Source organism: Planococcus halotolerans (genome assembly GCF_003289955.1).
GTDB lineage: Bacteria > Bacillota > Bacilli > Bacillales_A > Planococcaceae > Planococcus > Planococcus halotolerans.
Genome location: NZ_QLZR01000002.1, coordinates 318782 through 332810 on the forward strand (window position 1 = coordinate 318782; position 14029 = coordinate 332810).

The window sequence follows — 14029 nt, forward strand, 5'->3', positions numbered from 1 at the left end:
CCCTCCATTTAACTAATTATTGAAAAATAGGGAACACCTTTCAGTGTTCCCCAAGGTAGTGCTATGAAAATGATTTATTTTTTGTTGACTTGGCTCATTACTTCATCAGCAAAGTTGTCTTCGCGTTTTTCGATTCCTTCTCCAACTTCGTAGCGGATGAATTCTTTTACACTGCCGCCAGTTGAAGCTACGAAATCACGAACTTTTTGATCTGAGTTCTTAACGAAAGCCTGGTCAAGCAAGCAAACGTCTTCGAAATATTTGCCAAGACGGCCTTCAACCATTTTTTCAACGATTTTTTCAGGCTTGCCTTCATTCAAAGCTTGTTCAGTCAATACTTTACGCTCTTTTTCTACTTCTTCAGCAGAAACTTCGTCACGTGATACATATTGAGGGTTCAAAGCTGCGATGTGCATTGCGATGTCGCGTGCTGCATCTGAATCAGTTGTGTTTTCAAGCAATACTAATACTGAAATGCGGCCACCCATGTGAAGGTAAGGACCGAAAGCGTCAGCATCAGTTTTAGTGCGGATTTCAAAGCGGCGCAAAGTGATTTTTTCACCGATCTTCGCAATTGCATTTGAAATGTGGTCCGCTACTGTCAAACCGTTAGACATTGTAGATGAAGTTGCTTCTTCGATTGTAGCAGGCTTTGTAGCCAATAGGTGTTCGCCCAACTCTTTAACAAGCGTTTGGAAACCTTCGTTTTTAGCAACAAAATCAGTTTCAGCGTTAACTTCATAGATAACTGCTTCGTTTCCTTCAACCATGATTGAAGTAATACCTTCAGCAGCAATGCGGTCCGCTTTTTTAGAAGCGCTTGAAAGGCCTTTTTCACGCAGGAAATCCAATGCCGCTTCCATGTCACCGTTTGTTTCAACTAATGCTTTTTTGCAGTCCATCATACCTGCACCAGTTTTTTCACGCAATTCTTTTACCATTTGAGCTGTAACTGCCATGATTAAATTCCTCCTTAAGGATATACGTTTTCTCAAAAAAAGGTGATAAGAGGGTTTGTGGCCGCTTATCACCTGTACTTCATCGTGAATTACTCTGCAGCTTCTGCTGGAGTTTCTTCTTCTTCTTCTGGTTTAGACTCTAGCAAAGCATCAGCCATTTTACCAGTCAAAAGTTTTACTGCGCGGATAGCATCATCGTTTGCAGGAATTACATAATCGATTTCATCTGGATCACAGTTAGTATCAACGATACCAACGATCGGAATGTTCAATTTCATAGCTTCTGCTACTGCGATGCGTTCTTTGCGCGGATCAACTACGAACATTACGTCCGGAAGACCGTTCATATCACGGATACCGCCAAGGAATTTAACAAGACGATCGTGTTCTTTATTCAATTGAACAACTTCTTTTTTCGGTAGAACATCGAAAGTTCCATCTTCAGACATGCGCTCGATTTGTTTCATACGGTTCACACGTTTTTGGATTGTACCGAAGTTAGTAAGTGTTCCACCCAACCAACGCTGGTTGATGTAGTAGTTGCCAGAACGTTCTGCTTCTTCTTTGATCGCGTCCTGAGCTTGTTTTTTCGTACCAACGAAAAGTACCTTGCCGCCTTCTTCGCCCACTTGTTTCATGAAGCTGTAAGCCTCTTCCAATTTGCGGACTGTTTTTTGAAGGTCGATGATGTAGATACCGTTACGCTCAACGAAAATATATTTTTTCATTTTCGGGTTCCAACGGCGAGTCTGGTGGCCAAAGTGTACACCAGCTTCAAGCAATTGTTTCATAGAAATTACTGACATGTGTGTTTCCTCCTGATAGGTTATTTTTTCCCTCCGCATTCTTCTTCTTTGAACCGTTACCCAGTAAGGGCACCAGCGGAACAAATCCGAATGCGTGTGTATTTAACACCATTTGAAATTATACCACGGGACTGTTCCATTCCGCAACAGGAATCTCTTAGAAATAAAAATTAAGAAAGTCTAGAAACAATCCACTTTACATACCGCTTCGGTGCTTAGGACAAAGCTCCCGCAATAAGCCGAGAAGAACACTCGTCTTATTGCTCCGCTCAGTCCATAGGCGCGCCTTCGCTAGATAGCTCTCTATAGATATCAAGCAAAACAGCTCTGAAGACATTAGCCGACGCTGGCGAGGCCAAGTCTTTGCAACGAAGCAGCGGAGTGATGAAGGAGGACATCTTTACACTTCACCCCCTGCCACTTCATTTAAATTTGTGTAAAAATAAAATCTTGTCTTTCTCATTGATAGCCATTAAATAGATATCCATGTATTGAAAGTGAAATGAGATATGAAGCAAAACAGCGCAGACTCTCAGGTGAGTAAGCGAAGTGCTGAGATCCAATCGAGCGAAGTGGAACGAGTCCGAGTTAGCTCAGCGCGAGCCAAGCGCGGTCGAATCTTCTTCGACCTGCGCTTTGCGACGAAGCTAGCGCAGCGATGCAGGAGCACGGTTTTTGGAAAGCAAAGCTGTTTTGTGCAATATCGTTTGTTGTAGAGTATTGAATAAGCAAAAGAAAAAAGACACCGGATATAAATACCCGGTGTCTCGTTCGTGCTCTTACTTAGTTCATTTTCAATTGCTCAAGCTCAGCAAGGAATTTCGTGTTAAGAACTTTGATGTAAGTTCCTTTCATCCCTAGTGAACGTGATTCGATAACGCCGGCACTTTCAAGTTTGCGAAGTGCGTTGACGATTACTGAACGAGTGATTCCTACACGGTCAGCAATTTTTGAAGCGACAAGCAAACCTTCGTTGCCGTCAAGCTCTTCAAAAATGTGTTCAATTGCTTCAAGCTCACTGTATGAAAGTGAAGAGATCGCCATTTGAACAACAGCTTTGCTGCGTGCTTCTTCTTCGATGCGGTCGCCTTTTTCACGAAGGATTTCCATCCCGACAACTGTTGCACCGTATTCACCAAGAATCAAATCATCATCCTGGAATTCAGACTTAACGCGTCCAAGCAACAATGTGCCAAGGCGTTCGCCGCCGCCGATGATTGGCACGATTGTAGTCAAGCCGTTTTTGAACAATTCACGTTCTTCCACAGGGAAGATTGTGTGTTCGCTGTTAACATCCAGGTTAGCTGATGTTTCGTTGATGTTTGAGAGGTTTTGCGTGTATTCGATCGGGAATTGGCGTTCTTCTAGCATGCCTTTCATCCGTTCGTTTTCAATCTGTTGGTTGATGGCATAGCCAAGTACTTTACCTTTACGGCTGACAACGAAAGCGTTGCATTCGATAACTTCGCTCAAAGTTTCCGCCATGTCCTTAAAGTTTACCGGCTTGCCGGCTGCTGCTTGCAGCATAGAGTTAATGCGTCTTGTTTTTCCTAATAAATTCATTTAATGAACCTCCTACATAATTCGTACCGTATTTATTCAATATTCTAAAGCTTTTTACTCTTTAAGGGAACTGATTTGACTTATTTATAGAATAAATTGTGACAAATCTTTGTTTTTTGCCACATTCTCAAGTTTATCGTTCACATATTGAGGTGTTATGTCTATTTGCGCAGGGCTTATTTCAGAAGCTTCAAAGGACAGATCTTCGAGCAGCCGCTCTAAAATGGTATGCAATCGGCGGGCTCCGATATTATCGGTATCCTGATTCACTTCATACGCAATTTCCGCTAGTCTGACGATTGAGGCATCATTGAAGTTTACCACAACTCCCTCTGTTTCGAGAAGCGCTTTATACTGATTCAGCAAAGAATGTTTCGGTTCTGTCAATATTTTGACGAAATCGCCAACTTCCAGCTTCTGAAGTTCTACGCGGATCGGGAAACGGCCCTGCAGTTCCGGAATCAGATCAGAGGGTTTCGACATGTGGAAAGCCCCTGCTGCAACAAACAGCATGTAATCTGTTTTCACAGCTCCGTACTTCGTTGAAACGGTCGAGCCTTCAACAATCGGCAAAATATCCCGCTGCACACCTTCGCGTGATACATCCGCTGAAGATGAATTGTTTTTGCTGGCGATCTTATCCATCTCATCGATGAAAATGATGCCGTGCTGCTCCGCCCGGTCGATCGCTTCACTTGCCACTTCTTCATCGTCAACCAGTTTCGCAGCTTCTTCTGCAGCTAAAATGCGTCTTGCCTCTTTCACTTGCAGCCGGCGTTTTTTCTTTTTCTTCGGCATCAATGAAGACAAGGCATCCTGCATATTCGCACCCATCTGCTCCATTCCGGAACCTTGAAGAGCATCGAACATTGATGGCGTGTTTTCCAGCACCTCGACATTCAGCCATTCGTCCTCCAATTTCCCCGCTTTCAAATCTGCAGCGATTTCCCGTCTTTTCACACGGACTTCCACTTCTGCGGTCGGCTCTTCTTCATCCTGGTCGAATTTTTGCCCGAACATCATCTCCAGCGGATTTTGGCTTGTCTGCTTTTTCTTCATCGAAGGAACAAGCAATTTGACGATCCGTTCGTTGGCGGCAGCTTCAGCCTTGCCTTTGACTGCTTCAAATTTTTCTTCCTTCACGATTCTTACTGCAGCCTCAACCAAATCACGGACCATTGATTCCACGTCGCGTCCTACGTATCCAACTTCCGTGAATTTCGTCGCTTCCACTTTAATGAACGGTGCGCCCGTCAGTTTAGCGATGCGTCTTGCAATTTCTGTCTTGCCGACACCGGTAGGACCGATCATCAGGATGTTTTTAGGTATTACTTCGTCCCGCAGTTCTTCATCCAGGCGGCTTCTTCTGTAGCGGTTGCGCAGGGCAATCGCTATGGAACGCTTGGCATCTTTCTGCCCAACAATATAGCGGTCAAGATGTTCTGTAATTTGTCTTGGTGTTAGATCCGTTTGCGTTTTCATTTTGACAGCTCCTCCACTACGATTTGATGATTTGTATAGACACAAATATCCGCTGCGGTTTCGAGTGCTGATTGCGCAATTTCTTTAGCAGTCATATTGTCACCGGCATATTTTTTCAAAGCCCGTCCTGCTGCCAAAGCATAATTGCCGCCAGAACCGATAGCCAATATCCCGTCATCAGGTTCAATCACTTCACCTGTTCCGGAAACAAGCAGCAATTCCTCTTTATTCATGACAATCAGCATCGCTTCCAGCTGGCGCAGCATTTTGTCTCCCCGCCATTGCTTCGCGAGTTCCACTGCAGCCCGCTGCAGATTTCCGTTATATTCGGTAAGTTTTCCTTCGAACATTTCAAAAAGAGTAAAAGCGTCAGCTACTGATCCTGCAAAGCCCGTCAATACCTGGCCATTGTATAAAGTGCGTACTTTTCTTGCTGTATGTTTCATGACAACAGCATTGCCGAATGTCACTTGTCCATCACCTGACATTGCACACTCGCCGTTATGGCGCACTGCGAATATCGTGGTGGCATGAAATTGTTCCATCATTATTCCCCTCTCTATGCTCGTGGATGTGAATTTAAATAAGTTTTTCTCAAATGCTCTTTTGTTACATGCGTATAAACCTGTGTTGAAGACAGATGGGAATGGCCCAGCAACTCCTGCACGGTCCGAAGATCTGCTCCATTATTCAAAAGATGGGTGGCAAAGCTGTGGCGGATCATATGCGGATAAATATTGGAGTTGGCTGAAGCCTTTTTCATGCACTCTGTCAGAATATGCCGAATCCCCCGGTCTGTCAGAAGTTCTCCACGGTTATTTACAAATAGGCCCTCATGTTCTGTGTTTTTCATAAGTTTAGGACGAACTTCGTCAATATAATGTTCCAGCGCATCATGCGCAAATTGGCCGTAGGGTATGTAACGCTCTTTGCGACCCTTTCCCATCACCTTTACAATCTGCATATTGCGGTCAAGATCCTTTATTCGAATGGAGACGCATTCGCTGACGCGCATACCAGTTGCATAAAGGAGTTCCAATAGAGCAGTGTTCCGGATAGAAAGCTTATCATCGCCTTTTACAGATTCAAATAGCGCCGCCAGTTCTTCTTCATAGAAAAATTGAGGAAGCCGTTCTTCTTTTTTCGGATGATAGAGTGAACGGAATGCCTCTTCACTCAGGCCGAATTCGCGGTTGCCGTATTTGAAAAATGACCGGATTGCGGAAATTTTACGGGATACGGTCGGCCTCGACAGTTTTTCTTCGTATAATTTTGTCACGTAATTTCGGGCATGGAGATACTCGACCTGTGTCAGATCCTCAACACCCTCACTTTCCAAAAACAGAAAAAAACCGGCCAAATCGTATTCATAATGATGGACGGTGTGTTCGGAATAATTTTTTTCCAATTGAATATAACTTATAAAAGACCGGACCATTTCTTTCTTGTCCATATCATTGTCCGCCCTTTCCAAATCAAAGAATGCCGCACCAATTTTCCGACCAATCGGCACAATAATAAAAAGCCTCTAAATTATATCAAAATTTAGAGGCCTTTATCAATTAAACAGTTACTGTATTCATATAATTTCGAATTGATTCAAGCGCACGGTTTGCATGTTTTTCTGCACGTTCCTGTTTCGAACGGATGCGTTCACCAAGGTCCGGGAACAAACCGAAGTTGATGTTCATCGGCTGGAAGTTTTCGCCGTCCGCTTCCGTGATATAACGCGCCATGCTTCCTAGTGCTGTATCAGCAGGGAAAATGACCAACTCCTCGCCAAGTGCCAGTTTTGCTGCATTGACGCCTGCCAATAAGCCGCTGCCCGCTGATTCTACATAACCTTCAACACCAGTCATCTGGCCGGCAAAGAAGATGTTCGGGTTGGCTTTCAATTGGTAAGTCGGTTTCAATACGCGCGGAGAGTTGATGAACGTGTTGCGGTGCATAACCCCGTAACGGACAATTTCAACGTTTTCCAATCCCGGAATGAGTTTCAAAACTTCTTTTTGAGGTCCCCATTTCAAGTGTGTCTGGAATCCGACAATATTATAAAGTGTGCCTGCTGCGTCATCCTGGCGAAGCTGGACGACTGCATACGGACGCTCGCCGGTTTTCGGATTTTCAAGACCGACCGGTTTCATCGGACCGAACGTCAATGTTTTTTCGCCTCTGGCAGCCATAACTTCAACCGGCATACAGCCTTCAAAATAAATCTCTTTTTCAAATTCTTTTAAAGGCACGACTTCCGCTTCGACCAAAGCTGTATGGAATCGTTTGAATTCCTCTTCAGTCATCGGACAGTTAAGGTAAGCAGCTTCGCCTTTATCATAGCGCGATTTCAAATATACCTTATCCATGTCGATGCTGTCTTTTTCAACAATCGGTGCTGCAGCATCATAGAAATAAAGATAATCTTCCCCAGTCAATTTACGGATCTTTTCAGCAAGTGCCGGTGATGTCAGAGGGCCGGTCGCGATGATTGTGATGCCTTCCGGAATTTCCGTCACTTCTTCATTGATCACTTCAACCAGCGGGTGGTTGCGGACTTTATCCGTTACAGCTCCGGCAAATTCATGGCGGTCCACCGCGAGTGCTCCGCCAGCTGGCACGGAAGCCTTGTCGGCTGATTCGATGATGACTGAATCCATCATCCGCATTTCTTCTTTTATTACGCCGACTGCATTGGTCAGGGAGTTTGCGCGCAATGAATTACTGCAAACCAGTTCAGCGAATTTGTCTGTATGGTGGGCTGGAGTTTGTTTGACCGGCCGCATTTCATATAAACGGACATTGACTCCCCGTTTGGCGATTTGCCATGCAGCTTCACTGCCAGCGAGTCCTGCTCCGATTACATTGATGGTTTTTGTCATTTTGAACACCTCTATTAATTATTGTACTTCTTCCTGATAATCACAATTTACACAATTGATTTGTACGCCTTTTTTCACTTTCTTTTCTACAAGAAGGCTGCTGCATTTCGGGCACGGCCGCTCAATCGGTTTATCCCATGATACAAATTCACATTCAGGATAACGCTCGCAGCCGTAAAAGATGCGTTTTTTCTTGCTCTTGCGTTCGACAATCTCGCCTTGTTTACATGTCGGGCAAGTTACTCCCGTATGTTTAACAATCGCCTTCGTATTGCGGCATTCAGGGAAATTGCTGCAGGCCATGAATTTGCCGTAACGGCCCAGCTTAAAGACCATCGGTGAACCGCAATGTTCGCAATCTTCACCAGCTGGTTCATCTTTGATCTGGACTTTCTCCATTTCATTTTCAGCTACTTCAATATCTTTTTCGAAGTCTTTGAAAAACTCGGCTATGATGCTCTTCCATTCGACGTCTCCATCTTCAACACTGTCAAGATCGTGTTCCATTTTGGCCGTGAATTCGATATTCAGGATATCCGGGAAGAACTCCAACACCAGGCTGTGGACGATTTCTCCAAGCTCAGTCGGGATAAAACGTTTTGCATCCAATGTTACGTATCCCCGTTTTTGAATGGTATCCAGTGTCGGAGCATAAGTTGAAGGACGGCCTATTCCCAATTCTTCAAGCGTTCTAACGAGACGCGCTTCCGTAAATCGTGGAGGCGGCTGTGTGAAATGCTGTTTTGGTTCAATGGCGACGGCTTTGACTTTATCTCCTTCTTCCATTTCAGGCAGGATATTGTCTTTGTCGTCTGTTTTATCGTCTGTGCCTTCCACATAAACTTTCATGAATCCAGGGAATTTCACCTGCGAACCGTTAGCGCGGAACACCGCTTCGCCGTTCTGCAGTTCCGCCATAACGGTATCCAGTACAGCTGGGCTCATCTGGCTTGCTACAAAGCGATCCCAGATCAGCTTGTAAAGACGGTATAAATCACGGGATAAAATGCTTTTCAAAGATTCAGGGGTCCGCATGACACTTGTGGGGCGAACAGCTTCGTGCGCATCCTGGGATTTAGAGGATTGCTTTGCTGCAGCTGTTTTCGTCACATAATCCGAACCGTACTTTTCTTCGATGAATCTGACAGTATCCTGCTTGGCCGTATCGGAAATCCGGGTGGAATCGGTACGCATATACGTAATCAAACCCGTAATCCCTTCTTTGCCGACAGCAATACCTTCATACAGCTGCTGTGCCAGCATCATAGTCTTTTTGGCACGGAAGTTTAACTTTCTTGCTGCTTCTTGTTGCAGAGAGGATGTTGTAAAAGAAGGGGATGGATTTCTCTTTCTCTCTTTTTTTACGACACGGTTGACGTTGAAGTTCTTGCCTTTCATAGTCGCCATTACCGCTTTGACATCATCTTCGTTTTCCAATTTCATTTTTTCATTTGCATTCCCGTAAAACTGGGCTTCGAATTTCTTTTTCGCTTTTTCGAATTCACCGGTAATGGACCAGTATTCTTCCGGTTCGAATTCTTTTATTTCGTTTTCGCGGTCGATGACCAGACGAAGAGCCACTGATTGCACACGGCCGGCTGATAATCCTTTTTTCACTTTTTTCCACAATAAAGGGCTGATGCTGTAACCCACTAGACGGTCAAGAACACGTCTTGCCTGTTGTGCATCGACAAGATCCATATCGATTTTGCGCGGTTGTTTAAAAGATTCTTTTATAGCATCTTTTGTAATTTCATTGAAGACAACCCGGCAATCCGAGTCGAGATCAACACCAAGTGCATTAGCTAAATGCCATGCAATTGCTTCCCCTTCTCTGTCGGGGTCAGCCGCGAGAAAGACTTTCTTCGCTTTTTTCGCTTCTTTTTTCAAGTCCTGCAGAATAGGGCCTTTTCCCCGAATAGTAATATAACGGGGTTCAAAATTATTTTCAACGTCCACAGCCATCTGGCTGCGGGGCAAATCACGTAAATGTCCTAGTGACGCGCGGACTTTATACTTCTTTCCCAGATAACGCTCGATTGTTTTCGCCTTTGCTGGCGATTCCACAATCACTAAAAAATCCGACATAAAAACTCCTCCTCATAGAGGTTTCTTAAACTTTTACAATTTGTATAAATAAGAAATACCTGTGCAAAATGTATAACAGTTTTTGCCTTAATGCAAGGCATTTCATTTTATCGACTTATTTAAAGCCCTAATTTCCCGGTATTCCTCCAGCACATGAAGCCCGTTCCAGACCGGTTTTGCGCCTTCATAAATCAATTTATGCGGCCCGGCTGACAGAGGCGAACTGATACTTCCTGGCACCGCAAAAATATCCTTGCCGTGTTCCAGGGCATGTTCAATCGTGCTGAGCGTGCCGCTTTTCACTTCCGCCTCCGTCACCAGGACCCCTTTTGCCAACCCGCTGATAATGCGGTTCCGCATAGGGAAATTCCAGCGTTTCGGCTGCATATATGGCGGATATTCTGTAAGTGCGAGTTGAGTTTCTTCTATTATAATATTCAATTCATCATTCTCTTTCGGATACGGATGCAAAAAGCCGCTGCCGGTAACAGCAATCGTTTTTCCGCCGCAATCGATTGCTGTCCGGTGAGCCATTGCATCTGCTCCTTTTGCCAAGCCGCTTACTACGATAAAGCCTGCTGCAACAAGGTCAGGAAGTATAAGGTCCATCGCTTTCTGCGAATATACAGAAGCCATGCGGGCACCTATCACAGCTATCCTGTCTTCATTCAGCAAGTACTCTATTTTTCCTTTGGCGTAAAGAATTACAGGTGGGTCGATCAGATGGAATAGACTTTGTGGATAATTGGGATGGTTATAAGATATGGGGAGTATCTTATGTTTTTCATAAGTTTCAGAATAGGGGTTGTTCAGTGATTTTCTATAAGCATCCTTCAGTGATATCGCCGCTTCCGGCTTTATGCCGAGCAATTGGCTGATTTCCCAGGCTGGCCTGCTTTCCAGATATTCAAGACTCGGATCGTCAATCATCAGCCGTTTGATGCGGTTGAGTGGTTGAGGGTATACGTAATGCAATGCCATCAGTCTTTGTTCAAACAATGAATCCATAAAGTTCCTCCATTCTTTTGGATGACTGACAAAGATGAAGTTCAACTTAAGTTTAATAGTAGCCTGACTGGCAGAACATGTAAACAGGTGTTTAAGTAAATGTTTTTTGAAAAATTAAAATTAAAAACGCGGAACCAGTTACGGTTCCGCGTTCCAACTTATTAATGTGTTTTACAAGCGTCGTAAAGACCTTTTTCTTTGATCACTTTGATCAAAGTTTCACCGATAACTGATGGAGTGTCCGCAACTTCGATTCCAGCTTCGTTCATTGCTTTGATCTTGTCTGCAGCAGTACCTTTACCTCCGGAAATGATCGCACCAGCGTGGCCCATGCGTTTTCCTTCTGGAGCAGTTTGTCCGCCGATAAAGCCGACAACAGGTTTAGTCATGTTCGCTTTAACCCATTCCGCAGCTTCTTCTTCAGCAGTACCACCGATTTCACCGATCATTACAACAGCATAAGTATCTTCATCTTCATTGAATTCTTTCAATACATCGATAAAGTTTGTGCCGTTTACTGGGTCTCCGCCGATACCGACAGCAGTCGATTGGCCGATTCCTTCTTCAGACAATTGGTGAGTCGCTTCGTACGTCAACGTACCAGAGCGTGATACAACACCAACGTGTCCTTTTTTGTGAATGTAGCCAGGCATGATGCCGATCTTACATTCGTCCGGAGTGATGACACCCGGGCAGTTAGGTCCGACAAGACGTGTTTTCTTGCCTTCCATATAACGCTTCACTTTTACCATATCCAATACAGGAATGTGCTCAGTGATGCAGATAGCCATGTCCAATTCAGCTTCCACTGCTTCAAGAATTGCATCAGCAGCAAAAGGAGCCGGTACATAAATTACAGATACATTAGCACCTGTAGCTTTTACGGCATCTTCAACCGTGTTGAAAACAGGTACGCCTTCAACTTCAGTACCGCCTTTGCCTGGTGTTACACCCGCAACGATTTTCGTTCCGTATTCAAGCATTTGCTTTGTATGGAAAAGGGCAGTTGACCCTGTAATTCCCTGTACAAGCACTTTCGTGTCTTTATTAATGTATACACTCATTTTTGTCCCTGCCCTTCTTTAGCCTACAAGTTCTACGATCTGTTTCGCGCCATCCGCCATAGTGCCGGCAGCTACGATGTTCAGACCTGATTCGTTCAGCAGTTTTTTACCAATTTCCACGTTTGTTCCTTCAAGACGGACAACTAACGGCACTTCCAAATCTACTTCTTTAGCAGCTTGGATTACGCCTTCCGCAATGATGTCACACTTCATGATACCGCCGAAAATGTTAACGAAGATCCCTTTTACATTCTTGTCAGAAAGAATGATCTTGAATGCTTCAGTTACTTTCTCAGCAGTGGCACCGCCCCCAACGTCAAGGAAGTTAGCGGGTGAGCCGCCGTAATAGTTGATCGTATCCATTGTTGCCATAGCAAGGCCGGCACCGTTAACCATACAGCCGATGTTTCCGTCCAATGAAATATAGCTCAAGTCATACTTGGAAGCTTCAATTTCTTTGGCATCTTCTTCATCGTAATCACGCATTTCCATAATGTCCGGGTGACGAGCTAGTGCATTGGCATCGAAGTTGAACTTCGCATCCAAAGCAACTACTTGTCCGTCTCCAGTCACAACCAACGGGTTGATTTCGACGATTGCTGCGTCTTTTTCAATGTAAGCCTGGTAAAGCCCAAGCATCAATTTGGCTGCTTTGTTTACAAGCTTAGCCGGGATGTTCATGTTGAATGCCAAACGGCGAGCCTGGAAACCAGTCAAGCCAACAACTGGATCGATTGCTTCATAGAAGATACGCTCCGGTGTGTTAGCAGCCACTTCTTCGATGTCTACGCCGCCTTCTTCTGATCCCATCAAGTTGACTAGGGATGTTTCACGGTCAAGAACCAATCCAAGATAGTACTCTTTCTCGATGTTGCTTCCCGCTTCGATGTAAAGGCGTTTAACTTCTTTGCCTTCGGGACCTGTTTGATGAGTCACCAGTACTTTACCAAGAAGTTCTTTGGCGTACTCGCGCACTTCATCCAAGTTTTTAGCCAGCTTGACGCCGCCTGCTTTGCCTCGTCCACCTGCGTGGATTTGAGCTTTTACAACGACAACATCCGAACCAAGTTCTTTCGCTGCTTTGACTGCTTCTTCAGGTGAAAAAGCAACATGGCCTTCTGGAACTGATACGCCATATTGTTTCAGGACCTGTTTTCCCTGATATTCATGGATATTCATCTGTCATCCTCCAATCAAACATCTGTCTCTTAATTTTATTGCCTTTACCATTGTATTAAAGTTGCCACAAAATGTCCACAGTAGACAGCCAAGCTCATGAATACTTGAAATATTCAATCTCTTCACCAATTCACTTCAACTTTTGGGCTTGTTCTAAAATTCCTTTTACCGGTTCAAAAGTACGGCGGTGAATCGGCGTTGGACCATGCTGCTGTATTGCTTCCACATGTGCTTTCGTCCCGTAGCCCGCGTGCTGGGCGAAACCATATTCGGGATATTCTGCGGCGTACGCCTCCATGATTGCATCCCGGCCCGTCTTGGCCAAGATGGAAGCGGCTGCAATCGCCAGGCTTTTCGCATCCCCTTTGATGATGGAAACGCACGGAATGCCAATGTCGAGCTGCATAGCGTCGGCGAGAATAATCGACGGCGAAGAGTCAAGCGACATCGCCGCTTCAGCCATTGATTGTTTTGTAGCCTGGTAAATATTCAAACGGTCAATTTCTTCCGGCGGCTGGATATGTACAGAATAGCTGACAGCTATTTTTTTAATCTCATCGGCAAAGTATTCCCGTTTTGCTTTGGGTATCTTCTTTGAATCGTCAAGCCCAAGGAGCGTGGGACAATGGGCTGGAAGAACGACGGCGGCCGTCACGACTGGCCCGGCAAGCGGACCTCTGCCTGCTTCATCAATGCCGGCGACTGTCCATTCCGGATTTTCTTTGAACGAATTATCAAATTGCTGCTTGAAGTCGTGATTCTCGATCAACTTTTCCTGAAGCGCCTGTTTGCGTTTCCATGAAACCAATAATTTTTTCACAGCCTTCCTGCCATCCGACTCCAATTCATCCATCCACGGCTCCCATTTTTCCGTGTTGCCAAGTTTCTCGCGTATTTCTTTAATTTTCTCCATCATTTTGCCCTCCCCGTTTATCGATTTTCATTCGAGTAAAAATAAAAGAGGCCGTCCCGGAATCGGATCAGCCTCCTTCATTTGCCTGCAGCGA

12 protein-coding genes are annotated in these 14029 nt (G+C 44.9%); all 12 read right to left on the reverse strand.

Going from position 1 to position 14029, the window contains the following annotated elements; all coding sequences use genetic code 11:
* Nucleotides 1-74: 74 nt before the first annotated feature.
* Nucleotides 75-959, reverse strand: coding sequence for a translation elongation factor Ts (gene tsf, locus DP120_RS06255; protein ID WP_112222801.1), 885 nt, complete (start codon nucleotides 957-959; stop codon nucleotides 75-77).
* 89 nt (nucleotides 960-1048) lie between these two features.
* On the reverse strand, nucleotides 1049-1765 hold the full coding sequence (gene rpsB / locus DP120_RS06260) for a 30S ribosomal protein S2 (protein ID WP_112222802.1): 717 nt from the start codon (nucleotides 1763-1765) through the stop codon (nucleotides 1049-1051).
* 783 nt (nucleotides 1766-2548) lie between these two features.
* Nucleotides 2549-3328, reverse strand: coding sequence for a GTP-sensing pleiotropic transcriptional regulator CodY (gene codY, locus DP120_RS06265; RefSeq protein ID WP_112222803.1), 780 nt, complete (start codon nucleotides 3326-3328; stop codon nucleotides 2549-2551).
* 84 nt (nucleotides 3329-3412) lie between these two features.
* Nucleotides 3413-4810, reverse strand: coding sequence for an HslU--HslV peptidase ATPase subunit (gene hslU, locus DP120_RS06270; protein WP_112222804.1), 1398 nt, complete (start codon nucleotides 4808-4810; stop codon nucleotides 3413-3415).
* Entirely contained in the window at nucleotides 4807-5355 is a 549-nt protein-coding gene (gene hslV, locus DP120_RS06275; RefSeq protein WP_112222805.1) for an ATP-dependent protease subunit HslV, read from the reverse strand. The genes hslU and hslV overlap by 4 nt, the downstream gene beginning before the upstream one ends.
* 14 nt (nucleotides 5356-5369) lie before the next feature.
* Nucleotides 5370-6263, reverse strand: a complete 894-nt coding sequence (xerC, locus tag DP120_RS06280; RefSeq protein WP_112223259.1) for a tyrosine recombinase XerC — start codon at nucleotides 6261-6263, stop codon at nucleotides 5370-5372.
* A 109-nt stretch (nucleotides 6264-6372) separates the two neighbouring features.
* Entirely contained in the window at nucleotides 6373-7683 is a 1311-nt protein-coding gene (gene trmFO, locus DP120_RS06285; RefSeq protein WP_101802835.1) for an FADH(2)-oxidizing methylenetetrahydrofolate--tRNA-(uracil(54)-C(5))-methyltransferase TrmFO, read from the reverse strand.
* Nucleotides 7684-7701: 18 nt separating this feature from the next.
* The gene (gene topA / locus DP120_RS06290; protein ID WP_112222806.1) at nucleotides 7702-9771 is read right to left on the reverse strand and encodes a type I DNA topoisomerase; all 2070 of its coding nucleotides are present in this window, start codon (nucleotides 9769-9771) and stop codon (nucleotides 7702-7704) included.
* A 102-nt stretch (nucleotides 9772-9873) separates the two neighbouring features.
* The gene (gene dprA, locus DP120_RS06295; RefSeq protein WP_112222807.1) at nucleotides 9874-10779 is read right to left on the reverse strand and encodes a DNA-processing protein DprA; all 906 of its coding nucleotides are present in this window, start codon (nucleotides 10777-10779) and stop codon (nucleotides 9874-9876) included.
* A gap of 161 nt (nucleotides 10780-10940) precedes the next feature.
* Complete coding sequence (gene sucD, locus DP120_RS06300; protein ID WP_112222808.1) at nucleotides 10941-11843, reverse strand: succinate--CoA ligase subunit alpha; 903 nt, start codon at nucleotides 11841-11843, stop codon at nucleotides 10941-10943.
* Nucleotides 11844-11861: 18 nt separating this feature from the next.
* A complete protein-coding gene (gene sucC / locus DP120_RS06305; RefSeq protein ID WP_112222809.1) occupies nucleotides 11862-13022 on the reverse strand; it encodes an ADP-forming succinate--CoA ligase subunit beta in 1161 nt (386 codons plus the stop codon).
* Between the two features lie 130 nt (nucleotides 13023-13152).
* Entirely contained in the window at nucleotides 13153-13935 is a 783-nt protein-coding gene (locus tag DP120_RS06310; RefSeq protein ID WP_112222810.1) for a ribonuclease HII, read from the reverse strand.
* Nucleotides 13936-14029 lie beyond the last annotated feature (94 nt).

Excerpts from the sequence above, each read along its gene's own strand:
- tsf (WP_112222801.1), bottom strand. The coding sequence starts at position 959 with ATGGCAGTTACAGCTCAAATGGTAAAAGAATTGCGTGAAAAAACTGGT.
- rpsB (WP_112222802.1), bottom strand. The coding sequence starts at position 1,765 with ATGTCAGTAATTTCTATGAAACAATTGCTTGAAGCTGGTGTACACTTT.
- codY (WP_112222803.1), bottom strand. The coding sequence starts at position 3,328 with ATGAATTTATTAGGAAAAACAAGACGCATTAACTCTATGCTGCAAGCA.
- hslU (WP_112222804.1), bottom strand. The coding sequence starts at position 4,810 with ATGAAAACGCAAACGGATCTAACACCAAGACAAATTACAGAACATCTT.
- hslV (WP_112222805.1), bottom strand. The coding sequence starts at position 5,355 with ATGGAACAATTTCATGCCACCACGATATTCGCAGTGCGCCATAACGGC.
- xerC (WP_112223259.1), bottom strand. The coding sequence starts at position 6,263 with ATGGACAAGAAAGAAATGGTCCGGTCTTTTATAAGTTATATTCAATTG.
- trmFO (WP_101802835.1), bottom strand. The coding sequence starts at position 7,683 with ATGACAAAAACCATCAATGTAATCGGAGCAGGACTCGCTGGCAGTGAA.
- topA (WP_112222806.1), bottom strand. The coding sequence starts at position 9,771 with ATGTCGGATTTTTTAGTGATTGTGGAATCGCCAGCAAAGGCGAAAACA.
- dprA (WP_112222807.1), bottom strand. The coding sequence starts at position 10,779 with ATGGATTCATTGTTTGAACAAAGACTGATGGCATTGCATTACGTATAC.
- sucD (WP_112222808.1), bottom strand. The coding sequence starts at position 11,843 with ATGAGTGTATACATTAATAAAGACACGAAAGTGCTTGTACAGGGAATT.
- sucC (WP_112222809.1), bottom strand. The coding sequence starts at position 13,022 with ATGAATATCCATGAATATCAGGGAAAACAGGTCCTGAAACAATATGGC.
- DP120_RS06310 (WP_112222810.1), bottom strand. The coding sequence starts at position 13,935 with ATGGAGAAAATTAAAGAAATACGCGAGAAACTTGGCAACACGGAAAAA.